The 24714-nt window shown below is 70.8% G+C and carries 20 protein-coding genes, 2 tRNA genes and 1 pseudogene; 17 read left to right on the top strand and 6 right to left on the bottom strand.

Annotated features, from left to right (window positions below; all coding sequences use genetic code 11):
• Nucleotides 1-94: 94 nt before the first annotated feature.
• From AYO52_RS16440 to AYO52_RS16425, 4 genes are all read left to right on the top strand, one after another.
• A complete protein-coding gene (locus AYO52_RS16440) occupies nucleotides 95-721 on the top strand; it encodes a DsbA family protein (RefSeq protein WP_067719785.1) in 627 nt (208 codons plus the stop codon).
• A 44-nt stretch (nucleotides 722-765) separates the two neighbouring features.
• Entirely contained in the window at nucleotides 766-1239 is a 474-nt protein-coding gene (locus AYO52_RS16435) for a ribose-5-phosphate isomerase (protein ID WP_067719781.1), read from the top strand.
• A gap of 6 nt (nucleotides 1240-1245) precedes the next feature.
• The gene (locus tag AYO52_RS16430) at nucleotides 1246-2073 is read left to right on the top strand and encodes an Fpg/Nei family DNA glycosylase (protein WP_067719779.1); all 828 of its coding nucleotides are present in this window, start codon (nucleotides 1246-1248) and stop codon (nucleotides 2071-2073) included.
• A 151-nt stretch (nucleotides 2074-2224) separates the two neighbouring features.
• Complete coding sequence (locus tag AYO52_RS16425) at nucleotides 2225-3277, top strand: alpha/beta fold hydrolase (protein WP_082924104.1); 1053 nt, start codon at nucleotides 2225-2227, stop codon at nucleotides 3275-3277.
• Here AYO52_RS16425 and AYO52_RS16420 read toward each other — a convergent pair.
• Nucleotides 3246-3319: transfer RNA gene (locus AYO52_RS16420), tRNA-Gly, on the bottom strand. The two genes, AYO52_RS16425 and AYO52_RS16420, sit on opposite strands and share 32 nt — an antisense overlap.
• A gap of 200 nt (nucleotides 3320-3519) precedes the next feature.
• On the opposite strand from AYO52_RS16420, the gene AYO52_RS16415 reads away from it, so the two are divergent.
• From AYO52_RS16415 to clpX, 5 genes are all read left to right on the top strand, one after another.
• Nucleotides 3520-3596: transfer RNA gene (locus AYO52_RS16415), tRNA-Pro, on the top strand.
• Between the two features lie 50 nt (nucleotides 3597-3646).
• On the top strand, nucleotides 3647-5059 hold the full coding sequence (gene tig / locus AYO52_RS16410) for a trigger factor (RefSeq protein ID WP_067719775.1): 1413 nt from the start codon (nucleotides 3647-3649) through the stop codon (nucleotides 5057-5059).
• 264 nt (nucleotides 5060-5323) lie between these two features.
• Complete coding sequence (locus tag AYO52_RS16405; protein WP_067719771.1) at nucleotides 5324-5929, top strand: ATP-dependent Clp protease proteolytic subunit; 606 nt, start codon at nucleotides 5324-5326, stop codon at nucleotides 5927-5929.
• A 68-nt stretch (nucleotides 5930-5997) separates the two neighbouring features.
• Complete coding sequence (locus AYO52_RS16400; RefSeq protein WP_067719768.1) at nucleotides 5998-6621, top strand: ATP-dependent Clp protease proteolytic subunit; 624 nt, start codon at nucleotides 5998-6000, stop codon at nucleotides 6619-6621.
• Between the two features lie 146 nt (nucleotides 6622-6767).
• Complete coding sequence (gene clpX, locus AYO52_RS16395) at nucleotides 6768-8036, top strand: ATP-dependent Clp protease ATP-binding subunit ClpX (RefSeq protein WP_067719765.1); 1269 nt, start codon at nucleotides 6768-6770, stop codon at nucleotides 8034-8036.
• A 126-nt stretch (nucleotides 8037-8162) separates the two neighbouring features.
• Here the strand turns inward: clpX and AYO52_RS16385 are convergent.
• The 5 genes and pseudogenes from AYO52_RS16385 to pcaD all read right to left on the bottom strand — a co-directional run.
• Nucleotides 8163-9186, bottom strand: a pseudogene (locus tag AYO52_RS16385) (benzoate/H(+) symporter BenE family transporter); the annotation flags it as partial.
• Nucleotides 9187-9245: 59 nt separating this feature from the next.
• Complete coding sequence (locus AYO52_RS19055) at nucleotides 9246-9536, bottom strand: response regulator transcription factor (RefSeq protein WP_227022090.1); 291 nt, start codon at nucleotides 9534-9536, stop codon at nucleotides 9246-9248.
• Between the two features lie 259 nt (nucleotides 9537-9795).
• Nucleotides 9796-11007 (bottom strand): acetyl-CoA C-acetyltransferase, encoded by a 1212-nt coding sequence (locus AYO52_RS16375; protein ID WP_067719756.1) that lies wholly within the window; start codon nucleotides 11005-11007, stop codon nucleotides 9796-9798.
• A gap of 19 nt (nucleotides 11008-11026) precedes the next feature.
• Nucleotides 11027-11815: an IclR family transcriptional regulator gene (locus AYO52_RS16370; RefSeq protein ID WP_067719942.1), complete on the bottom strand. Its 789-nt coding sequence runs from the start codon at nucleotides 11813-11815 to the stop codon at nucleotides 11027-11029.
• A gap of 35 nt (nucleotides 11816-11850) precedes the next feature.
• Nucleotides 11851-12642, bottom strand: coding sequence for a 3-oxoadipate enol-lactonase (gene pcaD / locus AYO52_RS16365; RefSeq protein WP_067719754.1), 792 nt, complete (start codon nucleotides 12640-12642; stop codon nucleotides 11851-11853).
• Between the two features lie 110 nt (nucleotides 12643-12752).
• On the opposite strand from pcaD, the gene AYO52_RS16360 reads away from it, so the two are divergent.
• From AYO52_RS16360 to AYO52_RS16325, 8 genes are all read left to right on the top strand, one after another.
• A complete protein-coding gene (locus AYO52_RS16360) occupies nucleotides 12753-13505 on the top strand; it encodes a CoA transferase subunit A (RefSeq protein ID WP_067719751.1) in 753 nt (250 codons plus the stop codon).
• Nucleotides 13506-13508: 3 nt separating this feature from the next.
• A complete protein-coding gene (locus AYO52_RS16355) occupies nucleotides 13509-14138 on the top strand; it encodes a 3-oxoacid CoA-transferase subunit B (RefSeq protein WP_067719746.1) in 630 nt (209 codons plus the stop codon).
• 114 nt (nucleotides 14139-14252) lie between these two features.
• Complete coding sequence (locus AYO52_RS16350) at nucleotides 14253-15260, top strand: malate dehydrogenase (protein WP_067719743.1); 1008 nt, start codon at nucleotides 14253-14255, stop codon at nucleotides 15258-15260.
• Nucleotides 15261-15324: 64 nt separating this feature from the next.
• On the top strand, nucleotides 15325-18036 hold the full coding sequence (locus AYO52_RS16345; RefSeq protein WP_067719741.1) for a valine--tRNA ligase: 2712 nt from the start codon (nucleotides 15325-15327) through the stop codon (nucleotides 18034-18036).
• Nucleotides 18033-19631, top strand: coding sequence for a folylpolyglutamate synthase/dihydrofolate synthase family protein (locus tag AYO52_RS16340; protein ID WP_172812194.1), 1599 nt, complete (start codon nucleotides 18033-18035; stop codon nucleotides 19629-19631). The genes AYO52_RS16345 and AYO52_RS16340 overlap by 4 nt, the downstream gene beginning before the upstream one ends.
• On the top strand, nucleotides 19628-20041 hold the full coding sequence (locus AYO52_RS16335; RefSeq protein ID WP_067719739.1) for a DUF4233 domain-containing protein: 414 nt from the start codon (nucleotides 19628-19630) through the stop codon (nucleotides 20039-20041). Before AYO52_RS16340 ends, AYO52_RS16335 begins: the two co-directional genes overlap by 4 nt.
• Before the next feature lie 47 nt (nucleotides 20042-20088).
• A complete protein-coding gene (gene ndk, locus AYO52_RS16330; RefSeq protein WP_067719736.1) occupies nucleotides 20089-20499 on the top strand; it encodes a nucleoside-diphosphate kinase in 411 nt (136 codons plus the stop codon).
• Nucleotides 20500-20827: 328 nt separating this feature from the next.
• Entirely contained in the window at nucleotides 20828-24580 is a 3753-nt protein-coding gene (locus AYO52_RS16325) for a ribonuclease E/G (RefSeq protein WP_067719733.1), read from the top strand.
• Nucleotides 24581-24714 lie beyond the last annotated feature (134 nt).

Genomic DNA, 24714 nt, shown 5'->3' with positions numbered 1-24714 from the left:
TGGGGGGTTCGGCTACCGCACCAGTCCTACCACCCGGCGGGGAGCCGAGGCGGCCGCAGTGGCGGCGGCCGCCGGAGACGGGGAGGATGGGGTCATGACATCAACTACCCGGTCCGCCACCCGCTCCGTCGACTTCTGGTTCGACCCGCTGTGTCCGTTCGCGTGGGTCACCAGCCGCTGGATCCTCGAGGTGGAGAAGGTCCGCGACATCTCTCTGACGTGGAACGTCATGAGCCTGTCCGTGCTCAACGAGGGTCGCGACCTGCCCGAGGACTACACGGCACTGATGCAGCGCGGCTGGGGGCCGGTGCGCGTGGCCATCGCCGCGGCGAAGCTCCACGGTCCGGAGGTCCTCGGGACGCTGTACACCGAGTTGGGCACCCGCATCCACGATCAGGGCCGCGGCATCGAGGACCCCACCGTGATCACCGAGGCGCTCCAGGCTGCAGGCCTGGACGCCGACCTCGCCGCCGCCGCGGGGACCGACGAGTACGACGACGAGCTGCGCGCCTCCCACCACCGTGGCATGGACCCGGTGGGCGACGAGGTCGGGACCCCGGTCCTCCACGTCGACGGCACCGCGTTCTTCGGTCCCGTCCTCACCCGCATCCCGCGAGGCGAGGACGCCGGCAAGGTCTTCGACGGCGCCGCCATGCTCGCCGATTACCCGTACTTCTTCGAGCTCAAGCGAAGCCGTACCGAGGACCCGCAGTTCGACTGAGACCCGGGGGTGGGGTCGCGGTCGCGCGTGGCAGAATCTCCGTCATGCGCATCTACCTGGGGGCGGACCACGCCGGCTTCGAGACCAAGAACGCCATCGCCGAGCACCTGAAGGCCTCCGGGCACGAGGTGGTCGACTGCGGCGCCCACACCTACGACGCCGAGGACGACTACCCGGCCTTCTGCATCGACGCGGCAGCCAAGGTCGTCGCGGACCCGGGCAGCCTCGGGATCGTGCTCGGCGGCTCCGGCAACGGCGAGCAGATCGCGGCCAACAAGGTCCCCGGCGCCCGCTGCGCCCTGGCGTGGAGCGTCGAGACCGCGCGGCTGGCGCGTGAGCACAACAACGCCCAGCTCATCGGCATCGGGGGCCGCATGCACTCGGAGGAGGAGGCGCTCGCGATCGTCGACGCCTTCCTCGACCAGGAGTGGTCGGGGGTCGAGCGTCATCAGCGGCGCATCGACATCCTCGCCGAGTACGAGCGCACCCACGAGGCCCCGCCCGTCCCCGGCGCCTGAGTCCCCGTGCCTGAAGGGCACACCCTTCACCGGCTGGCCCGCCTGCACACCGAGTACTTCGCAGGCGGGCCCGTTCGTGTGTCCAGCCCGCAGGGGCGGTTCGCCGACCACGTCAGCGTCGACGGTCGGCACTTCGACCACGCCACGGCCGTCGGTAAGCACCTCTTCCACCACTACGAGGGCGGCCTGGCCGTCCACATCCACCTGGGCCTCTACGGATTCTTCAACACCCACCTGGTGCTCGACGGACACGAGCCGCCCGCGCCGGTCGGCCAGGTGCGGATGCGCGTGAGCGACGCGCGCGGCGACGGCCCCGCCCACGTCATCGACCTGCGCGGGCCCACCCGGTGCGAGGTCATCGACGAGAAGGGCGTGGCCGAGGTGCACGCGCGTCTGGGTCCGGACCCCCTGGACCCGGGCGCCGACCCCGATCGGGCGTGGGCGCGGATCTCCCGCAGTTCGCGCACCATCGGCGCGCTGCTGATGGACCAGAAGGTGCTGGCCGGGGTGGGCAACGTCTACCGCGCCGAGGTGCTGTTCCGGGCCGGCCTCGACCCGTTCCGGCCGGGTGTGGAGTTGGGACGCGCTGAGTTCCACGCCCTGTGGGACGACCTCGTGGCGCTGATGGCAGTCGGTGTGGACACCGGGGGGATCGTGACGATCCGGCCCGAACACGACCACGGCGACGTCCCCAGGCGGGGCGCGGACCGGCCGCGCAACTACGTCTACCAACGTGACGGGTGGGCGTGCCGGGTGTGCGGGGACGAGATCCGCCTGCAGACCATGGAAGCCAGGACGTTGTTCTGGTGTCCGACGTGTCAGGCAGCGGAGTGATAGCCACGGGGATCCGGGTCGTCGAGATTTGTCGCTGATTTCACCGAGAAGGCCCGGCGTTGTCAGCCGGCGGGGGACGACAGCTGGCAGGGTCTGGCGTGAATTCGGTTTCTAGAGGCCGACCGGGACGCCGTCGGCCAGAGGAGGATCGGTGTCGTCGGAGACCGCCACATCCAGGCTCAAGTGGCAGCTCGCCGCAGTGGCGGGGGGTGCCATCGCGACCTCGCTGATAGTGGACAAGCTGCGGGACACGATCGTTCACCGTCAGACGGTGGGCCACTGGGACTGCCTACAGTCCAAGCGGGAGTACTCCACCTTCTACGGGCTCGTCCTCGATGCGCTCCCGGAAAAACCGGTGGTGCATGAGATCGCCACCGAGTTCGGGACCGTGCGCGCGCTCGAGTGGCGGGTCGAGGGTGGGGGGACACCCGTGCTCCTTCTCCCCGGCATGCGGTCGGGTGCCGTCATGTGGCAGGAGAACCTCGAGGAGTGGATCGGCCAGAGGAGCTTCCTGGCGGTCGACCCGCTCGGCGATGCGGGATTCTCCGCGCAGACCGTCCCGCTCCTGCGCTTCGAGCAGCAGGGCGAGTGGATCGCCCAGGTCGTCTCCACCCTTGGACTGGACAAGGTGCACGTCGTCGGACACAGCTTTGGCGGGGCCAGTGCGTGCGCCCACGCGATGGCCAGTCCCGAGCAGCTCGCCTCGTTGACCGTGATCGAACCGGTCATGGTGATCGATCGTCTTCCCGTCGGCGCCTTTCTCTGGGCGACGATGGCGCAGATGCCGTTGCCCGCCGGATGGCAGGCGATCGCTCTCGCCCGACTGGGGGGCACCACCGTCGAGGAGACACGCCGGGGCTCCGCGCTCGCCGACCTGATCGCGACGGCCTCGAAGCACTTCAGTCCGGCTCTGCCCGTGCCTCGCACTCTCACGGACGACGAATGGCGTCAGCTGCCCATGCCGGTGCGCGCTGATATCGCCGGGACGTCGTCTCTCGCGGGTGGACAGAAGGCGGTGGACCGCCTCCGCCGTCTCCGGCCGGAAGCTGACGTCACGCTCTGGCCGGATGCGACCCACTCACTGCCCATGCAGGAAAAGGAGGCGATCGGTGCCCAGCTTCTCGAATACTGGCGACGGATCGACGGTAGCGGGGCGATTCCCGCGGGATCTGTGGAGCGGGTGACGGGAATCGAACCCGCGTAGCCTGCTTGGAAGGCAGGGGCTTTACCATTAAGCTACACCCGCGTCGGCAGCCTGACCTGGCGTTTCATCCACGGTCACGCTCACGCCCGGACAACACTACCGGACCCTGGCGGCGCTCCCAACTCCCGGCCCGACAAGTCGGAATCGGCGGGCGGATGGCCCTGTCGTACACTGGGCGAGTTGGTTTGCGGCCCGGCGGATGTCCTGTGCATGATCGCGGGATGGTCGGCCGCGCGACTCACCGGGATGTGGCGCAGCTTGGTAGCGCATCCGCTTTGGGAGCGGAGGGTCGCAGGTTCGAATCCTGTCATCCCGACCAGCGGAGCCGAAAGACACGAACCCCACATGACTTCCTAGGAGAACATCACCGTGAAGAGCACTGTCGAGCAGCTCAACCCGACCCGGGTCAAGATCACCGTGGAGGTGCCGTTCGCGGAGCTCGAGCCGGATTTCGCCAAGGCCTACAAGTCGCTCGCCGGCCAGGTCAACATCCCGGGCTTCCGCCCGGGTAAGGCCCCGGCCAAGCTCCTCGAGTCGCGGATCGGTCGCCCGGCGGTCCTCGAGCAGGTCATCAACGACATGATCCCGTCGCGCTACAGCCAGGCCGTCGACGAGCACGAGCTCGTCGTGCTGGCCCAGCCCGAGATCGAGGTGACCAAGCTGGAGGACAACGACGTCGTCGAGTTCACCGCCGAGGTCGACATCCGCCCGGAGATCACCCTGCCGACCTTCGAGGACCTCGAGGTCACCGTCGAGGCCCCCGAGACCGACGAGGCCGCCGTCGACGCGGAGTTGGACAACCTGCGAGCCCGCTTCGGCACCCTCAAGGGCGTCGATCGCGGCGCCACCACGGGCGACTTCCTCTCGGTGGACCTGGCCGCGACCGTCGACGGCGAGCCCGTCGACGAAGCCTCCACCGAGGGACTGTCCTACGAGCTCGGCTCGGGCACCCTCGTCGAGGGCCTGGACGACGCGGCGGCGGGTCTCAAGGCCGGCGAGTCCAAGGAGTTCACCTCCTCGCTCGTCGCCGGTGACCACGCCGGCAAGGAGGCGGTCATCACCGTCACCGTTCAGTCCGTCAAGGAGCGCGAGCTGCCCGAGGCCGACGACGAGTTCGCGCAGATGGCCAGCGAGTTCGACACCCTCGACGAGCTCAAGGCCGATCTGACCGAGAAGGTCGCGCAGCAGGCCAAGGCCGGCCTCGCGGGCGAGATCCGCGACAAGGTCCTCGACGCGCTGATGGAGGCCACCGACGTCCCCACCCCGGAGGCGGTCGTCGAGTCCGAGGCCCACGCCCAGATGCACCAGCTCATCGACCAGTTCGGTGGCGACGCGTCCATCCTGGACCAGGCGCTGGCCGCCGAGGGCACCGACCGCGAGACCTTCGAGGCCGAGACCCGTGAGGGTGCCGCCCGCGCCATCCGCAGCCAGCTGCTGCTGGATGCCGTCGCCGAGCAGAACTCGACCGATGTCTCGCAGGAAGAGCTCACCCAGCACATCCTGTTCCAGGCCCAGCGCTACGGCATGGACCCCAACCAGTTCGTGCAGCAGATCCAGCAGGCCGGTCAGCTCGGCTCGCTGTTCTCCGACGTCCGCCGGTCCAAGGCTCTGGCCGACGTGATCGGCAAGGTCACTGTCAAGGACACCGAGGGCAACGTCGTCGACACCAGCGAGTTCTTCGGCACCGTCGAGGCCGACTCCGCCGACGGCGCCGATGACGCCGAGGCGACCGCGTCCGACGCCGACGAGACGGCAGCGGACGAGAAGGACTCCGAGGCCTGATCGTCCCCTGATCGACCCCCGACAGGGCCGGGACCGCATCACGCGGCCCCGGCCCTGTCGTCGTGGCCCCCGCGGCGGTACTGGTGGCCCGACGCTGAGAGCGAACACCCGCCCCGTCGGGACGGTTCCGTCGTGGGCGTTGGTTACTGTTTGACGTAACGGATACCCGGCCGCCGGACGGCCGGGCACCGCGGGAGCGGTGAGACGATCAGCGAAGGTAGGTACCCCGTGGCCCAGAACGGTTCAGCGGCACAGTCCGGTTCGATGCAACCCGCCCTCAGCTCGCCCGGATCCCCCGGGTTGACCCTCGGCGACTCGGTGTACGAACGTCTTCTGCAGGAGCGGATCATCTTCCTGGGCTCCCAGGTGGACGACGACATCGCCAACCGCCTCTGCGCCCAGATCCTCCTGCTCGCGGCGGAGGACCCCACCCGCGATATCGCGCTGTACATCAACTCGCCCGGCGGCTCGGTGTCCGCTGGCATGGCAATTTTTGACACCATGCAGTTCGTCGAGTGCGACGTGGCGACGTATGCGATGGGGCTTGCGGCCTCGATGGGCCAGTTCCTCCTGGCCGCTGGTGCAAAGGGCAAGCGCTACGCCCTGCCGCACGCCAAGATCATGATGCATCAGCCCTCCGGCGGAGTCGGCGGGTCGGCCATCGACATCGCCATCCAGGCCGAGCAGCTCGCTCTGACCAAGAAGCAGATGGCCGAGCTTATTGCCGACCACACAGGTCAGACTTTCGAGCAGGTCACTGAGGACTCCGACCGCGACCGGTGGTTCACCGCGCAGCAGGCCAAGGAGTACGGGTTCGTCGACCACGTGATCACGCGCGCGTCCCAGACCGGCGGCACCTCGCCGTCGTGATCGAGCCCGCCGCCCACGGGAGCGCTCCCGCCGCACACCCAGCCCCGCACACGACAACGGAGTCACCGATGACCTCACTGCCGACCTCGCGCTACATCCTCCCGTCCTTCGTCGAGCATTCGAGCTACGGCGTCAAGGAATCCAACCCGTACAACAAGCTCTTCGAGGAGCGCATCATCTTCCTGGGCACCCAGGTCGACGACGCCTCGGCGAACGACATCATGGCCCAGCTCCTGGTCCTCGAGGGCCAGGACCCGGACCGCGACATCACCATGTACATCAACTCGCCGGGTGGCTCGTTCACCTCGCTCATGGCGATCTACGACACTATGCAGTACGTGCGCCCCGACATCGTGACGGTGTGCCTGGGGCAGGCCGCTTCGGCCGCAGCCGTCCTGCTCGCGGCGGGCACCAATGGGAAGCGGGCCGCGCTGCCCAACGCCCGCATCCTCATCCACCAGCCGTCGACCGGCGGCATGCAGGGGCAGGCATCGGATCTGGAGATCCAGGCCGCGGAGATCGAGCGGATGCGTCGTCTCATGGAGACCACCCTCGCGCGCCACACCGGTCACGATGCGGACAAGATCCGCAAGGACACCGACCGCGACAAGATCCTCACCGCCGCCGAGGCCAAGGACTACGGGATCCTCGACACCGTGTTCGACTACCGCAAGCTGTCGGCGACCAACTGACGCCCGGGCGGCGCGCCGCGGTGGGTAGCGGTGCGCCGTCGGGTCCAATGAACTGATCGCGCAGGGGTCGGATTTTCCGGTCTCCTCCGCGTACCGTCGACTATGGGGTCGGAGCTCGGACCCTGGAATGCGAGGACGTAGAACTCATGGCACGTGTTGGTGAGAGCGGTGACCTGTTGAAGTGCTCCTTCTGTGGGAAGAGCCAGAAGCAGGTCAAGAAGCTGATCGCCGGTCCCGGGGTCTACATCTGCGACGAGTGCATCGAGCTGTGTAACGAGATCATCGAGTCCGAGGTCGACGATTCCCAGGAGACGGGTCTGGACGAGTTGCCCAAGCCGTCCGAGATCCATGCGTTCCTCGACGAGTACGTGGTGGGTCAGGACGCCGCCAAGCGGAATCTCGCGGTGGCGGTCTACAACCACTACAAGCGCATCCGCGTGGGTGCCTCGCTCGGCCGTGGCGACGGGGTGGAGTTGGCCAAGTCCAACATCCTCATGCTCGGCCCCACCGGTTGTGGCAAGACCTACCTCGCCCAGACCCTCGCCAAGATGCTCAACGTGCCGTTCGCGATCGCCGACGCCACCGCGTTGACCGAGGCCGGGTATGTGGGTGAGGACGTGGAGAACATCCTCCTCAAGCTCATCCAGGCCGCGGATTACGACACCAAGCGGGCCGAGATGGGCATCATCTACATCGACGAGGTCGACAAGATCGCCCGCAAGGCCGAGAACCCCTCGATCACCCGCGACGTCTCCGGAGAGGGTGTCCAGCAGGCGCTGCTGAAGATCCTCGAGGGAACGCAGGCCTCGGTGCCGCCGCAGGGCGGACGCAAGCACCCGCACCAGGAGTTCATCCAGATCGACACGTCCAACGTGTTGTTCATCGTGGCCGGTGCCTTCCAGGGCCTCGAGAAGATCGTCGGCGACCGCGTGGGTCGCAAGGGGATGGGTTTCGGGTCCGAGGTCGCCAGTACGAGCTCCCTCGACACCACCGAGAACTTCAGCGAGGTCATGCCGGAGGACCTGGTGAAGTACGGGCTCATCCCCGAGTTCATCGGCCGCCTGCCCGTCGTGGCGACCGTGACCAGCCTGGACCGCGAGGCCCTGGTCAACATCCTCAGCGAGCCCAAGAACGCACTGGTCAAGCAGTACGCCCGACTCTTCGAGATGGACGGGGTCGAGCTCGAGTTCACCCCGGACGCCCTCGAGGCCGTCGCCGACCAGGCGATCCTGCGCGGGACCGGCGCCCGCGGGTTGCGCGCCATCATGGAGGAGGTCCTCCTGCCGGTCATGTACGACATCCCGGGTCGCGATGACGTCGCCCGCGTGGTGGTCACCGGCGAGACCGTGCGGGACAACGTCCTGCCGACGATCGTCCCCTTCTCCGACGAGGAGCCGCGCGAGCGTTCCGCCTGACACCGGACCCGTGAGAAGGCCCCCGCCACTCGGCGGGGGCCTTCCGTCGTCTCCGGCCCGGGCGGGCGCCGGGTCAGGCCGCGGCCCGCCGCTCCAGCAGCCTGGACGGCCATCCCCAGCACGATGCCCCAGCACGATGCCCCAGAACGGCGCCGAGATCCCGAGCAACGACACGTCCGCGACGGTGACGAGCAGGCACACGAGCGGTCCGAGTGCCCGGTCGGTCCGGAACGCGGTGACGAACGCCGACTGCAGCGGCGCGAGCATCGCCAACCCGCCCAGGGCCGCGATGAACGCCGCGGGCGTGCCGAGGATGAGCCCGACGAAGGCCGGGGAGAAGAAGCCGACCATCAGGGCCAGGCCGCCGTTGGCGATCGCGGCGGCGTAGTGGCGGTCGCGCTCACCGGAGGAGACGAGCAGGGCGTTCGTCGGTCCGGTCAGGCACGTCGAGACCGCGCCGACCGCCGAGACCAGCAGGGACCAGACGCCGCACGCCACCGCGCATGCCGAGACCGGGGGGGTGGCGGCCCTTCGCGTGCAGGACCGCGATTCCCACGACCATCGCGGCGAGGATGGGCGGCACCACCCTGGCCAGGCGGGGGACGGCGCCGACGACGAGAAACGCGATCGCCATCGGCAGGGCCACCGCGGCGGAGGCCCACACGGCGTCGACCAACCCCAGCCCGAACCTGGGGAACACCCCGGCGACCATGGCCATGGTGATCGGCATGGGGATCCAGTCCATGAGCCGGCGGGCCAGGCCGGACAGCCCGACCAGCAGGATCAACACCCCGGTCACGACGTAGGCACCCAGGACCTCCGACCACCGCAGGTGCCCGAGCGAGTTGCCCACGATGACGGTGCCCGGGATGGTCCAGAAGAACGCCAGCGGCGTGCGGTAGGCCCAGCTCATGATGATGGTGAGCATTCCGTTGGCGAAGAACACGCCGAAGATCCACGAGGAGAACTGTGCGGGGGACAGGTCGCCCTGCCCGCCGGCGGCGAGGATGACGGCGACGGGGCCGGTCGCCGAGAATATGAGCGCGATCAGCGCGTTGGCGAACTCGCGGGGGCCGAGGTCGGCGAGGACCCGGCGGGGCGAGGGGCGCGCTGTCGGGTCGTGACCGCGCCGGCGGCCGCGCGCCGGCAGGTGGCCGGCCGCGGTCGGGTCGGCGGGGTGGACGGCGGTGTGGTCCGGGGTTCCGGTGCTCACAGGTCTCCCGTCGGGTCGAGGTCGGTACGTGGTGAGTCGATACGGGGTGAGTTGGTACCGAGGGAGTCGGTACGGAAGGACTCGCCGCTGCGGGAGACGCGGGCGGCCAGCTCGGTGCGGCCGCTCACTCCGAGGTTCGAGTAAATGCGGGTCAGGTGGTACTGGACGGTCTTGACGGGCAGGAACAGCTCCTCGGCCGCCTGGGCGTTGGTCCGGCCCGCGGCGACGAGCGTCGCGACAGCACTCTCCTGGGGCGTGAGGGTGCTGTTGCCCCCTGTTCTGGCCACGTCCACGCCACCCGCGCGGCGTTCGCGGTCGCACCGCTCCACGTAGGCCCGGGCAACCAGATGCTCGTAGATGTCGCGTGCGGTGCCCAGTGCGAGGTGCGACTCCCGGGGCGGCCGGCCCTGCGCAGGGTCCGGCCGTAGCCGAAGTGCATGCCCGCCGAGTAGTAGGGCATGGCCAGGCCGTCTAGGTGGTCGAGACTGCGGCGGCATATCCGGGATGTCGAGTCCGGGCGGCCTCGTCGCGCGGGAGGTGTGTCGGTCAGACGCGCTCGAACACCGCCGCGAGCCCCTGGCCGCCTCCGATGCACATGGTCTCCAGGCCCCACTGCGCGTCGCGGCGCACCATCTCGCGCGACAGGGTGGCGAGCATGCGCGCCCCGGTGGCGCCGACGGGGTGGCCCAGGGAGATGCCGGAGCCGTGCGGGTTGAGGTGCTCGGAGGTGGGGTCGAGGTCCCACTCGCGCATCACGGACAGGGCCTGCGTGGCGAACGCCTCGTTGAGCTCGATGACATCCATGTCGGCGAGCGTGAGGCCGAGTCGGTCGAGCGCCTTGGCGGTGGCGGGGACCGGCCCGATGCCCATCGTCTCCGGTGCCACGCCCGCGACGGCCCACGAGGCGAGGCGGACCAGGGGGGTCAGTCCGAGGGAGGCGGCCCTGTCCGCGGTAGTGACGATGCACATCGCGGCACCGTCGTTCTGGCCGGAGGCGTTCCCGGCGGTCACGGTGGCCTCCGGGTCGGTGCGGCCCATGATGGGCCGCAGGCGCGCCAGCGCCTCGACGGAACTGTCGGCACGGGGATGCTCGTCGGTGTCGACGACGAGGTCGTCACCCTTGCGCTGCGGAACGGTCACCGGGACGATCTCCTCGGCGAACGCCCCGGACTCCTGCGCGGCCACGGCCCGCTGGTGGGACTGCACGGCCAACCGGTCCTGCTCGTCCCGGCTGATGCCGTACTCACGACGGAGGTTCTCGGCGGTCTCGATCATCCCGCCGTCGATGATGTGCGAGCGTCCGCCGACGGTCGTGCGAGCCCGGCCGAGACGGTCGACCAGCGAGATCCCGTCCCCGCGGATGCCCCAGCGGGGGCTCGGGGAAGCGTAGAACTCCACCTGGCTCATCGACTCGACGCCGCCGGCGACCACGAGGTCCATGCCGCCGGAGGCGACCTGGAGTGCGCCGGTGATGATCGCCTGGAGTCCGGAGCCGCAGCGCCGGTCGAGTTGCATGCCCGGCACGTCGATCCCCAGGGGGGAGTCGAGTGCGGCGATGCGGCCGATGGCGGGCCCCTCGCCGTTCGGGGAGCCCTGTCCCAGCACCACGTCGTCGACGTCGGCTCCGGTCAGGCCGGTGCGCTCGACGAGGGCGGTGAGCAGGTCGGTGGCCAGGGTGTTCGCGTCCAGGTCGCGGAACACCCCGCCGAAGCGTCCCACGGGGGTGCGCAGGGGTTGGCAGATGACGACGTCACGCATGGGGTTCCTTCGTTCGGGTTCAGCGGTTGACGATGGCGAGGTCCGCCGACAGTGCGCGGGCGGTGGCCAGCAGTTCGGGGATGACCTCGTCGTCGAGTTGGGTGGGGGAGTAGCGGGCGGCGTGGGTGGAGACGTTGAGGGCGGCGCTGACCGCGCCGTGGCGGTCGTGGACCGGGGCGGCCACCGAGAGCAGGCCGGGCTCGAGTTCCTGGTCGACGACGCACCACCCGCGCTCGGCCACCCGCGCCAGCTCCGCGCGGAGCGCTGACTCGTCGGCGAGGCCGTGGGGGGTGAGCGCCCGCAGGTCCGTCGCGGCGAGGTAGGCGTCGAGGTCCTCGGCGGGGAGCGAGGCGAGCAGGACCCGCCCCATCGATGTGGCGTAGGCGGGGAACCGGGTTCCGATGGTGATGCCGATGGTCATGATGCGACGCACCTGGACGCGCCCCACGTAGACGATGTCGGGGCCGTCGAGGACCGCCACGGACGAGGATTCGCCGAGCCGCGAGCTGAGCTTCTCCAGGTGCGGTTGGGCGAGATCGGTCAGCGGGAGCGCCGACAGGTAGCTGTACCCGAGGTCGAGGACCCGGGGGGTGAGCCAGAAGACAGAGTCGGCCGTGTCCACGTAGCCCAGTTCGACGAGGGTGTGGAGGAAGCGGCGGGCGGTCGCCCGGGTCAGGCCGGTGTTGCGCGCGACGTCACTGAGGGTCTGGCGGGGCTGGCGGGCGTCGAATGCCCGGATGACCGCCAGGCCGCGCGCGAGCGACTGGACGAAGTCGGGGGAGGCCGGGCGGTCCCCGCCGTCGTCCACGGACCCGGCCGGGGTCGACACTACGTCGGGGCGGGTCACGCCGCGCCCGTGTTCCGTGCGGCGTCGAGGTGTCGGCGGAGCACGTCGGTGATGCGGTCCGGGATCTCGACGGTGGGCACGTGGGCCGCCGGGGAGACGACGACGAAGTCCGCTCCGGGCACCCCGTCGGCGATCTCGCGCAGTACCTCCGGGGGAGTGGAGGGGTCTTCTTCCCCGGCGAGCACGAGGGTGGGGCAGGAGATCCGACCCAGCTCGGCGCGGTTGTCCCAGCCGGCCAGCGCGTCGCAGCAGGAGGCGTATCCCTCGGCCGGGGTGCCCAGGACCATCTCACGGAGCCCGGCGACCAGCTCGGGCTCGGCCTCGGCCCGCGCGGCGGTGATCCACCGTGCGACGACGGCGTCGGCGACCGCGGCCGTCCCGCCCTCGCGGACCGCGGCGGCGCGATCGGCCCAGCCGGACGGTTCACCGAACTTCGCGGCGGTGCACAGGAGGGCGGTGGAGAGCACGCGGGTGGGCTCGTGGACGGCGAGCCACTGGGCCACCGCGCCACCGAGCGACAACCCGGCCACGTGGAACCGGTCGACGTCGAGCGAGTCGAGCAGGGCCAGAACGTCGGCGGCCAGGTCGGCGATCGTGCACGGCCCGGGGACGACCTCGGACGTGCCGTGGCCCCGGTGGTCCACCGCGACCACGGTGTGGTCGCGGGACAGGTCCCGGACCTGCGCGTCCCACATCGAACGGTCGGACCCGAGTGATCCGAGGAGGACGAGGACGGGGGTGTCGGCGGACCGGGGTCCGCTGACCTCGTGGGACAGGGTGGCGGGCATGGTGTCGGTCCTCTCGTGCGTCTGGTTTCCGGTTCGGGACCACGATACGCGGAGATCGTGCGAAGGGCGAACACTTGTACAAGATGCGAACACCGGATAGGGTTCGTGACATGACCAACAAGATCTTCTCGTCGGCCGCGGACGCGGTCGCGGACATCCCCGACGGTGCCTCCCTGGCCGTGGGCGGGTTCGGTCTGGTCGGCATCCCCGCCGTCCTCATCGACGCGCTCCTCGAGCAGGGCGCCACCGACCTGAGCACGGTGAGCAACAACTGCGGCACCGACGGTTTCGGCCTGGGCAAGCTTCTGGAATCGCACCGGATCACCCGGACCACGGCCTCGTATGTCGGCGCCAACAAGGAGTTCGCCCGCCAGTACCTCTCCGGCGAGCTCGAGGTGGAGCTCACGCCGCAGGGCACGCTCGCCGAGCGCATGCGGGCCGGAGGCGCCGGCATCCCCGCCTTCTACACCCCGGCCGGCGTCGGCACGATGGTCGCCGACGGGGGCCTGCCGCTGCGTTATGACGGCGAGGGGGGCGTCGCCAAGGCGTCCGAGCCCAAGGAGGTCCGGGTCTTCGACGGCGAACAGTACGTCCTCGAGCGCGGGATCGTCACCGACTTCGCCCTGGTCCACGCCCACAGGGCCGACACCGTGGGCAACCTGCAGTTCCGTGGGACGGCTCGCAACTTCAACCCGGACGTGGCCATGGCCGGTCGGATCACGATCGTGCAGGCCGAGGAGGTCGTCGAGCCGGGCGGGATCGACCCGGCCAACGTCCACATCCCCGGCATCTTCGTCCAACGGATTGTCGAGGTCGGCCGCCAGGAGACCGGCGTCGAGATCCGCACCACCAGGGAGGCCTGAGCCATGAGCTGGACCCACGAGCAGATGGCGGCTCGCATCGCCGCGGATTTCACCGACGGCCAGTACGTCAACCTCGGTATCGGTATGCCCACCCTCATCCCCGGATATCTTCCCGAGAGTGTGCAGGTGACCCTCCACTCGGAGAACGGCATCCTCGGCGTCGGGCCGTACCCGACGGACGACGAGCTCGACCCCGAGATGATCAACGCAGGCAAGGAGACCATCACCGCCGAGGCGGGGGCGGCGTTCTTCTCGTCGTCGGAGTCCTTCGCCATGATCCGCGGCGGTCACGTCGACGTCGCCGTCCTCGGCGCTATGCAGGTCTCGCAGTCCGGCGACCTGTCCAACTGGATGGTCCCCGGCGCCATGGTCAAGGGCATGGGCGGTGCGATGGACCTCGTCCACGGCGCCGACCGCGTGATCGTGATGATGGACCACGTCACCCGCAAGGGCGACCTCAAGCTCATGCAGGAGAACACGCTCCCGTACACGGGCAAGGGCTGCGTCCAGCGGGTCGTCACCGACCTGTGCGTCCTCGACATCGCGCCGGAGGGCTTCCGACTCGTCGAACTGGCGCCGGACGTGACCATCGACGAGGTCCGCCGGAAGACGGGCGCCGAGATCCACGCCTGAGTCGACGCTCGGGTGGACGTCAGGTGTACACCGCCCGCGGAGGCGGGAGGCGGGGTCGGATTCTCACTACTGTGGGAACCGACCCCGTCGTCGTCCCCGGAAGGTCCGTCCCACATGAGCACCTCCACCCCGGTCACCGCCACCCCGGCCACCGTGACCGTCACCGGCGCCGCCGGAAAGATCGCCTACTCGTTGCTGTTCCGTCTCGCCTCCGGGCTGGTGTTCGGGCCCGGGACCCCGGTCCGCCTGCGTCTGCTCGACATCCCGTCGGCCGTGGTCGCGGCGGAGGGCGTCGCGATGGAGATCGAGGACTGCGCTCTCCCGCTGGTCGAGTCGATCGAGATCACCGACGACGTGGACACCGCGTTCGACGGCGCCAACGCGGCATTCCTGGTGGGCGCCAGGCCGCGCGGCAAGGGGATGGAGCGCGCCGACCTGCTCACCGCCAACGGGGCGATCTTCCGGGAACAGGGCCGCGCCATCAACGCCCACGCCGCCGACGACGTGCGGGTGGTGGTGGTGGGCAACCCCGCCAACACCAACGCCTACATCGCCCACCGACACGCGCCCGACGTCCCCGCCGGTCGCTTCACCGCCCTGATGCGGCTCGACCACAACCGCGCGCTCAGCCAGCTCGCCACCCGGCTGGGAGCGCCGGTCGCCGACCTGGACGGGGTGGTGGTCTGGGGCAACCACTCGGCCACCCAGTTCCCCGACGTGTCGTACCTGACGCGACGAGGCGAGCCGGTCACCTCCGGGCTCGACGAGGAGTGGTTGGCCGACACGTTCATCCCACGGGTCGCGAACCGGGGAGCCGAGATCATCTCGGTGCGCGGATCGTCGTCGGCCGCCTCGGCCGCCGGCGCGGCGGTCGACCAGATGCGCGACTGGGTGCACGGCACCAGTGGGGAGAGCTGGACCACGGTCGCACTGCCGTCGGAGGGGCAGTACGGCACCGTGCCGGGTGTGGTGACGGGGTTGCCCTGCCGCAGCCGCGGCGCGGAGTGGGAGGTCGTCGAAGGACTGGCGATCGGGGACTTCCAACGAGCCCGCATCGACGCGTCGGTGGCGGAGCTGGTCTCGGAGCGTGACGCCGTTCACGGACTGGGACTGGCCGACTGACCTCGGGTGCACCGGGGCTGACGGCGTGTGCCGGGCCCCGGCGTCCACGGCCTAGGATGGTCGGGTGACGACTCCAGCTTCTGCCTCCCCGAACACCGACCGCGCGGACGCCCTGCCCGCCTCCTGGAACCCAGGTGAGGTGGAAGGCGGGCTGTACCAGCGCTGGGTGGAGGCCGGCTACTTCGAGGCCGACCCGTCCAGCGACAAGCCCGCCTACTCGGTGGTGTTGCCGCCGCCCAACGTCACGGGCAGCCTGCACATGGGCCACGCGCTCGACCACACCCTCATGGACGTGCTCACGCGGCGCAAGCGCATGCAGGGCTTCGAGGTCCTGTGGCTGCCCGGCATGGACCATGCCGGGATCGCCACGCAGACCCTCGTGGACCGCAAGCTCCGCGACGAGGGGATCGACCGCCACGAGATCGGCCGCGACGCGTTCATCGAGAAGGTCTGGGAATGGAAGCGCGAGTCCGGTGGGACCATCGGGGAGCAGATGCGTCGCCTCGGCGACGGTGTCGACTGGTCGCGTGAGCGGTTCACCCTCGACGACGGACTGTCGCGCGCGGTGCAGACCATCTTCAAGGAGCTCTACGACAGCGGTCTGATCTACCGCGCCGAGCGACTGGTCAACTGGTCGCCCACCCTGCAGACCGCGATCTCGGACATCGAGGTCAAGTACGCGGACGTCGAGGGCGAGCTGGTGAGCTTCCGCTACGGCTCGATGGACGATTCCGAGCCGCACCTGGTCGTGGCCACGACCCGGCTCGAGACGATGCTCGGTGACACCGCGATCGCCGTCCATCCCTCCGACGAGCGCTACGCGCACCTGGTGGGCACCGAGATCCCGCACCCGTTCCGGGACGGGTGGACCATGCGAGTGGTCGCGGACGACTATGTCGATCCCGAGTTCGGGACCGGCGCGGTGAAGGTCACGCCCGCGCACGACCCCAACGACTTCGCGATCGGCCAGCGTCACGGCCTCGAGATGCCCACGATCATGGACGCCACCGGCCACATCACCGGGACCGGGACCCGCTACGACGGCATGGACCGTTTCGACGCCCGCAAGGCCGTCCGGGAGGACCTCGCCGAGCAGGGGCGCATCGTCAAGGAGGTGCGTCCGTACCTGCACTCGGTGGGCCACTCCGAACGGTCCGGCGAGCCGATCGAGCCGCGGCTGTCGCTCCAGTGGTGGGTGCGGGTCGAGGAACTGGCGAGGATGGCCGGGGACGCCGTGCGCGACGGTGACACGGTGATCCACCCGACGAGCCAGGAACCGCGCTGGTTCGACTGGGTCGACGACATGCACGACTGGTGCATCTCCCGCCAACTGTGGTGGGGTCACCGCATCCCGATCTGGTACGGCCCCGACGGCGACGTGGTCTGCGTGGGACCAGGCGAGGAGCCGCCCGCCGGATACACCCAGGACACCGACGTGCTCGACACGTGGTTCTCCTCCGGACTGTGGCCGTTCTCCACCATGGGCTGGCCCGATCGCACCGCCGACCTCGAGCGGTTCTACCCGACGTCCGTCCTGGTCACCGGGTACGACATCCTCTTCTTCTGGGTGGCGCGGATGATGATGTTCGGCACCTTCGTGGGCCGGACCCTCACCGGCGACAAGGCCGCTCCGGGGAAGGTTCCGTTCACCGACGTCTTCCTCCACGGCCTCGTGCGCGACGAGCACGGCCAGAAGATGTCCAAGTCCAAGGGCAACGGCATCGACCCGCTCGACTGGGTGGACCGCTTCGGCGCCGACGCCCTGCGCTTCACCCTGGCCCGCGGGGCCAGCCCGGGCGGCGACCTGTCGGTCGGGGATGACGCCGCCCAGGCGTCGCGCAACTTCGCCACCAAGCTGTTCAACGCCACCCGCTTCGCGCTGATGAACGGGGCGAAGGTGGGCGAGCTGCCCGCCGCGTCCGCGCTCACCGACGCCGACCGGTGGATCCTGCACCGCCTCGGGGAGGTGCGGGTAGGCGTCGACGACGCGCTGGACCGCTACGAGTTCTCCAAGGCGTGCGAGGCCCTGTACCACTTCGCCTGGGACGAGGTGTGCGACTGGTACCTCGAGCTCGCGAAGGTCCAGTTCGGTTCGGACGACGCCGCGCGCGCGTCCGAGCGGGCCGAGAACACGAGACTCGTCCTCGGACACGTGTTGGACGTCCTCATGCGGATGCTGCACCCGGTCATCCCGTTCGTCACGGAGACGCTGTGGACGGCACTGACCGAGCGGGAGTCCGTGGTGGTCGCGGACTGGCCCACCGACGTGGCGCCGGCCGATGACGCCACGGAGCCGGTCCGCCGCGTGGCCGACGCCCAGACCCTCGTCACGGAGATCCGGCGGTTCCGCTCCGACCAGGGCCTCAAGCCCGGTCAGCGGGTGCCGGCACGGATCTCCGGCGTCGACGCCGCCGACCTGCCGGCGGACCTGCTCGCCCAGGTGTGCGCACTCGCCCGGCTGACCCCGGCCGCCGAGGACTTCACCGCGACGGCCTCGCTCGAGGTCCGGCTCGGGTTGTCGACGGTGGACGTGGAGATCGACACCTCCGGGACGATCGACCTCGCCGCCGAGCGACGCCGGTTGGAGAAGGATCTCGTCGCCGCCCGCAAGGAACTCGAGACCACCGGTGCCAAACTCGGCAACGAGGCGTTCCTGGGCAAGGCGCCCGACCACGTCGTCGACAAGATCCGCGGTCGCCGCGACCTCGCCGAGGCCGAGGTCGCCCGGATCACCGCCCGGCTCGAGTCGATGCCGGTAGGAAGTGACCCCGCGTGAGCGATCGACAGTGGCTCCCACCGCACGACCCGAGCGAGGGGTGGGACACCCCGACCGAGGAGGACGTCGCCGAGATGCTCGGCGAGGACGGCCTCGTCTCGGGCGTCCCGCTCGGTGGTCCGATCCCGGGTGACGAGGACGGCGACGGCGACGATCACCTGCCGCCGCGCCCGGTCCCCGAGGTCGGCAGCCCCGAATGGCAGGCCGACGCGGCCGACCTGGCCGCGGTCGAGGAGGAACTGACGACCCGCTGGCCGGAGTCCCGGCTCGAGCCGAGCCTGGACCGGATCGCCGAGCTGATGTCCGTGCTCGGCGACCCGCAACACGCGTACCCCGTGGTCCACGTGGCGGGCACCAACGGCAAGACATCGGTCACGCGGATGGTCGACGCGCTGCTGCGGGCCCTGCACCAGCGCACCGGACGCAACTCCAGCCCCCACCTTCAGAGCGTCACCGAGCGCATCGCGCTCGACGGGGAGCCGGTCACCGCCCGCACCTTCGTGGACACCTACCGCGAACTCCAGCCCTATCTCGAGCTCGTCGACCAGCGGTCCGAGGAGGCCGGCGGCCCACGCATGAGCTACTTCGAGGTGCTGACCGCGATGGCGTTCGCCGCGTTCGCCGACGCACCGGTCGAGGTGGCGGTCGTGGAGACGGGGATGGGCGGGACGTGGGACGCCACGAACGTGGTCCGGCCCGCCGTCGCCGTGATCACCCCCGTCGGCCTGGACCACACCGACTACCTGGGCGAGGACCTCGCGACGATCGCGGGGGAGAAGGCCGGGATCATCCAGCCGGGCCCGGAGGACGATCTGCTGCCGCGAGACCCGATCGCCGTGATCGGGCGCCAGGAGCCCGAGGCCATGGACGTCCTGTTGCGTCGCGCCGTGGAGGTGGGCGCGGTCGTCGCCCGCCTCGGTTCGGAGTTCGACGTGGTCGAGCGGCGGGTCGCCGTCGGCGGCCAGCAGCTCACCCTGCGAGGCCTCGGTGGCGAGTACCCCGAGGTGTTCCTCCCGCTGTTCGGGGAGCACCAGGCCGAGAACGCCGCGACCGCGCTCGCGGCCGTCGAGGCGTTCTTCGGCGCGGGCCCGGACAGGGCCCTGGACCCGGAACTCATCCGTGCCGGCTTCGCTGCGGTCGACAATCCCGGGCGCCTCGAGCGGCTCAGCTCCAGCCCCACCGTCCTGGTGGACGCCGCCCACAACGGGCACGGAGGACGCGCACTCGCCGAGGCTGTCACCTCGGAGTTCGACTTCAAGCGGCTGGTCGCCGTGGTCGCGATGCTCGACGGCAAGGACGCCGACGCGTTTCTCGCCGCACTCGAGCCGGTGGTGGAGGAGGTCGTCGTGACCCGGGCCGCCTCATCTCGCGCGATGGACCCGGGCGACCTCGCACGCATCGCCGAGGAACGGTTCACCGCCCAGCGCGTCCACGTGGTGGACACCCTGCCCGACGCGGTCAGCGCGGCCCTCGACCTGGTCGGGGTCCCGGATCCGACCGCGGACGACGACGTCTCGGGCGTCGGCGTGCTCATCACGGGTTCCGTGGTGACCGCCGGGGCCGCCCGCAGCCTGTTCGGAAAGGACGCACAGTGACCGACCCGACCCCCGGCCCCCGGGGCGCCGCGCACGAGCCCTCGGTGGACCCGTGGAAGGGGCTGCGGGGCATCATGGCCGGCACCCTCGTGCTCGAGGCGATCGTGATCGGTCTGGTGCTGACGGTCATCGCCCGGCTCGACGGCGGCGCCCACTTCCAGCCGTGGAAGGTGTGGTTCGTCAGCCTCCTCGCGGTCGCGATGCTCGTGGCCAGTGGACTCCAGCGCAAGCCCTGGGCGATCCCGCTGAACCTCACGCTCGCGGGTCTGGCCGTCGCCGGCTGGGCCGTGCACTGGTCGATGGGGGTCTGCGGCCTGATGTTCGCCGCGGTCTGGGCGTACATCCTGTACCTGCGCCGGGACCTGACCCGCCGGATGGCCGGTGGCTATCTGCCCAGCCAGCACGACTGACGGCTCCGGACGGTCGGCGTGGACACCGGGCTTGTAGGATCGCCCTCGTGACCGAGAGAACTTTCTTCCTCATCAAGCCCGACGGTGTCGAGCGCGCGCTGACCGGGACCATCCTGGCCCGTATCGAGGCCAAGGGCCTCAAGATCGTCGCCATGGACATGCGTCAGGTGTCCCGGGAGACGGCGGCCGAGCACTACGCCGAGCACTCCGAGCGTCCGTTCTACGGGGACCTGCTCGAGTTCATCACCTCCGGTCCCGTCGTCGCCGGCGTGCTCGAGGGGCCCCGGGCGATCGCCGCGTGGCGTCAGCTCGCCGGGGGCACCGACCCGGTGGAGAAGGCCGCGCCCGGCTCCATCCGTGGCGACTTCGGTCTCGAGACCCAGTTCAACCTCGTCCACGGCTCGGACTCCGAGGAGTCCGCCGCCAGTGAGATCGCGCTCTGGTTCCCCGGTCTGTAGATCCCCCGTCCTCCCGCAGTGATCGAGCTGCGCGCGCCCGTCGGCCCTGAGGCCCGGCGGGCGCGTTTGCGTTCGGTGGTGCCGGGCGACGACGTTTCGGCGGCGGGTGTGGGAGAATGGTCGAAGCCCATCCTGGCGAGTGGACCACCAGTCCGCCCCGGAACGGGCGCCCGCCACCCGTGGCCCGGTTCGTCCCGGTGCCGCGGACCACAAGACGTCGCCCCACCCCGGTGGGGCCCAGACAAGAAGACGCCCGACCCCGTGCGGCGGCGTGGGTCACCGGTATCCGGTGACGTGATCGCGCCCGGAGTCCGGCCGGAGGAGACACGTGTCGGATCCGAACCTGACAATCGACGACATCAACGCGCTTCCCGAGAGGATGCGCGCGCACGCGGCCGCCAGGGCCGTGGGCATGAGCAGCAGGGAATTCCTGACCGCCATGGCCGGGATCGGCGTGGAGATCAAGAGCGCCCAGTCCGGGGTGACCAGGCAGGTGCTGCTCGACTGGTTCACCAGCCGCGGGCAGGACACGGGGACGGCGTCCGGTGTCGCGCCGGCAGGGGACACCGGTGCCCAGGCGCCGGCGGCCGAGGCGTCCGCGACCGACGCCCCCGCCCGGAAGGCCCCGGCGAAGAAGGCCGCCGCCAAGAGGGCGGCCAAGGCGCCCGCCAGGAAGACCGCCGAGAAGACCCCCACCGCAGAGGTGCCCGCCGACCCGGCGTCGGCTGAGCCGACCGCCGCTGAGACGATGCCGGCCGAGACGCCGGCCGAGGCGCCTGCTGCAGAGTCGGCGACGGAGACCGCTCCCGCGAAGAAGGCGTCCGGCAGGAAGAGCCCGGCGCGCAAGACCACAGCCGAGGAGACCGCCGAGAAGGCCACGGACGCCGAGAAGTCCGCCTCCAGGTCCGCGGAGAAGTCCGGCACGAGGACCGGGAAGAAGTCCGTGCAGGGCTCCGCGGACGAGTCCGCAGGGACCGGGGGAGGCGGGACGAGCGGTCGGAACCGCCCGGCGCTGCCCGAGATCGCGATCGTCACCGGCGAGGTGGGGTCGGAGGAGTCGGGCAACCGTCGGCGTCGGTCCACCGCGACCCCGTCGTTCTCTCCACTGTTCCTCTCGCCCGACGAGGCTCCCGCGCAGACGCAGGCGGACACCCGTTCGGGCGACGAGCCCCGCGGCCGCCGCGGCCAGGGCCAGACCCAGGGCCAGACCCAGGGCCGGGCCCGCACCGAGACCGCCCCCGACACCGCCCCCACCCCTCCCGCCGAGGACGCGCAGGTCGAGCAGGACGGGCAGGAGCAGGGATCCGACGACGGCCGCGCCACGGACCAGTCCGACTCCGGTGACGGCGGGGCCCGTCGTCGCCGTCGGGGCCGTCGTGGGCGTGGGCGCGGTCGCGGCGAGGCCGGCGACGACCAGAACGGCGAGAACACCGGGACCGAGTCGTCGGACGACGGAGACCAGCGCGACAGCGACCAGCGCGACGACGCCCCGGACGAGACCTCCGGCAGCGATGACGGGAGCTCCGACGCCCGTCCCGATTCCGCCGCCGAGACCGACGACCGGTCCGCCGACGACTCCGACGGGCAGTCCGGTCCGGGTGACGCCGACGGTGACGATTCGGACGACTCGGGGAACGGTCCGTCGGGTTCGAGGCGCCGTCGCCGTCGTCGTCGTCGCAGTGGGAGCTCCGGCTCCGACGACACCCAGACGTCCAACGATGACCCGCCCCAGACCGAGGTCCACGAACGCGAGGCCCGCCGTCGCTCCGGACGCGGGGGACAGGGCTCGGGTACGTCGTCCGACGAGGTCCAGGGCATCACCGGCTCCACGCGGCTCGAGGCCAAGCGCCAGCGCCGCCGCGACGGCCGCGAGGCCGGTCGTCGTCGCCAGCCGATCCTCTCCGAGTCCGAGTTCCTCGCCCGCCGCGAGGCCGTGGACCGCGTCATGGTGGTCCGCGAGAAGCAGCGCGGCGACGGCAAGGGCGTCATGACCCAGGTGGGCGTGCTCGAGGACAAGGTCCTCGTGGAGCATTTCGTCACCACCGAATCGGCGCGTTCGATGGTCGGCAACGTCTACCTCGGCCGTGTGCAGAACGTGCTGCCCAGCATGGAGGCGGCGTTCGTCGACATCGGGCGCGGCCGCAACGGCGTCCTGTACGCCGGCGAGGTCAACTGGGAGGCCGCCGGGCTCGGTGGCAAGGCCCGGCGGATCGAGCAGGCGCTCAAGTCCGGCGACATGGTGCTGGTGCAGGTCACCAAGGACCCGATCGGGCAGAAGGGTGCCCGCCTGTCCACGCAGATCTCGCTGGCCGGGCGCTTCCTCGTGTACGTGCCGGACGGCAACTCCACCGGCATCTCGCGCAAGTTGCCCGACACCGAGCGTCGCCGCCTCAAGGCGATCCTCAAGGAGGTCGTGCCGGAGGGCTCCGGCGTGATCATTCGCACCGCCGCCGAGGGCGTCAGCGCGGAGGAGATCGGCCGCGACGTCGAGCGCCTGGCCGCCCAGTGGACCGAGATCTCGGAGGCGGCCGCCAAGCGCACCGGCTCCGGGGCCGGCACGCCCGTGGCGCTGTACGAGGAGCCGGACCTGCTGGTCAAGGTCGTCCGCGACCTGTTCAACGAGGACTTCTCCAAGCTCGTCATCCAGGGCGAGACGTCCTGGGACACGGTGCACGACTACGTCTCGCGGGTCGCGCCCGAGATGACGGAGCGCGTGGAGCGGTACGACAACCCGGATGTGGACGTGTTCGCCACCTACCGTGTGGACGAGCAGCTGGCCAAGGCGCTCGACCGCAAGGTGTGGCTGCCCTCCGGCGGCTCGCTGGTGATCGACCGCACCGAGGCGATGACCGTCATCGACGTCAACACCGGCAAGTACACCGGCTCCGGCGGCAACCTCGAGGAGACCGTCACCAAGAACAACCTCGAGGCCGCCGAGGAGATTGTCCGCCAGTTGCGCCTGCGCGACGTCGGCGGGATGGTGATCATCGACTTCATCGACATGGTGCTCGAGTCCAACCGCGACCTCGTGCTGCGGCGCCTCACCGAGGCGCTGGGGCGCGACCGCACCCGGCACCAGGTCTCCGAGGTCACGTCGCTGGGGCTGGTGCAGCTCACCCGCAAGAAGCTCGGTACCGGGCTGGTCGAGGCGTTCTCCACCCCGTGCGAGCACTGCCAGGGCCGCGGGCTGATCGTGCACGCGGACCCGCTGCACACCGAGTCGCACAACGCCGATGAGCCCGGTGGCCGCCGCGGCCGTCGCAAGGGTGGCAACGGCAAGGGCTCAGGGGAGTCCGAGGCGCCCGCGCCCAAGCAGGCCCCGCGCAAGGACGGCCCCGCGCCGGCCGCGCACCCGGCCGCGCTCGCGATCTCACGGCAGAACGGCGAGGCCGACGCCGACGCGGACAGCGCGGCCGGGTCGCACGCCGAGGGTGGCACCCGCACCGACGGGGGCCGTGGCGCGGCGCCCGAGACCCGGGCAGCCGAGACCCCGGCAGCCGGGACCGAGGCAGCCGATGCCAGGGGGGCCGCGACCCCCGAGGTCGTGACCGCGCCCACCGCGGAGACGCCGACCGCTCCCACCGCGGAGCAGACCGCCGAGCCGACACCGACGCCGGGCACGGCCGAGCCCGACTCGGCGGACGCCGCCGGGACCACGCGGCCGGCGCGTCGCCGCCGGGCAGCGAGGCGGGCCACGAGCAGTGCTCCGGCGCCGACGACCGCGGCCGAGGACGCCGCTGCGGCCGAGGTGACCGACACCCCGCAGTCCGAGGCCGCCGTGGTGGCCGAGGCGGAGACCGTCGTGGAGCAGGTCTCCACCCCGGGTCCGGACACGGCGGGTCCGGACTCCGGGCCGACGGGTCAGGCCCCGGGCGGGCGTCGCCCCCGCCGGCGGTCCACCCGCCGCGAGGCGGGCGCCGCCGGGACCGACACCGCGCCGCAGACCGCACCGGCCGATCCGGTCGCGAAGGTCGAGGCCGCGCCCCTGGCGGAAGCGCCCACCACCGTGGTCGCCGAGCCGCGCACGCGGCCCGCGAGGCGACGTGCCACCAGGACGACGACCGCCCCCGCGGGCGACTGACGCACCCGGCCGCGGGCCGGCGGCACGGTCGGTTTGACCTGCTGTGCCGCCGGACCGTAACCTTGACAGGTCGCTCGTCGCGGCGCTATGTCGTGGCGCGAGGAGTCGCGCGACGGGACCGGGAACGGTTCCGG

Origin of the sequence: Dietzia sp. 111N12-1 (genome assembly GCF_001658045.1) — a bacterium.
GTDB lineage: Bacteria > Actinomycetota > Actinomycetes > Mycobacteriales > Mycobacteriaceae > Dietzia > Dietzia kunjamensis.
This window is presented reverse-complemented; position numbering and strand designations above follow the sequence as displayed.

Coding starts and splice junctions, on each gene's coding strand:
- AYO52_RS16360 (WP_067719751.1), top strand. CDS start 12,753: ATGACCAACAAGATCTTCTCGTCGGCCGCGGACGCGGTCGCGGACATC.
- AYO52_RS16375 (WP_067719756.1), bottom strand. CDS start 11,007: ATGCGTGACGTCGTCATCTGCCAACCCCTGCGCACCCCCGTGGGACGC.
- clpX (WP_067719765.1), top strand. CDS start 6,768: ATGGCACGTGTTGGTGAGAGCGGTGACCTGTTGAAGTGCTCCTTCTGT.
- pcaD (WP_067719754.1), bottom strand. CDS start 12,642: ATGCCCGCCACCCTGTCCCACGAGGTCAGCGGACCCCGGTCCGCCGAC.
- AYO52_RS16350 (WP_067719743.1), top strand. CDS start 14,253: ATGAGCACCTCCACCCCGGTCACCGCCACCCCGGCCACCGTGACCGTC.
- AYO52_RS16355 (WP_067719746.1), top strand. CDS start 13,509: ATGAGCTGGACCCACGAGCAGATGGCGGCTCGCATCGCCGCGGATTTC.
- AYO52_RS16440 (WP_067719785.1), top strand. CDS start 95: ATGACATCAACTACCCGGTCCGCCACCCGCTCCGTCGACTTCTGGTTC.
- AYO52_RS16400 (WP_067719768.1), top strand. CDS start 5,998: ATGACCTCACTGCCGACCTCGCGCTACATCCTCCCGTCCTTCGTCGAG.
- AYO52_RS16405 (WP_067719771.1), top strand. CDS start 5,324: ATGCAACCCGCCCTCAGCTCGCCCGGATCCCCCGGGTTGACCCTCGGC.
- AYO52_RS16435 (WP_067719781.1), top strand. CDS start 766: ATGCGCATCTACCTGGGGGCGGACCACGCCGGCTTCGAGACCAAGAAC.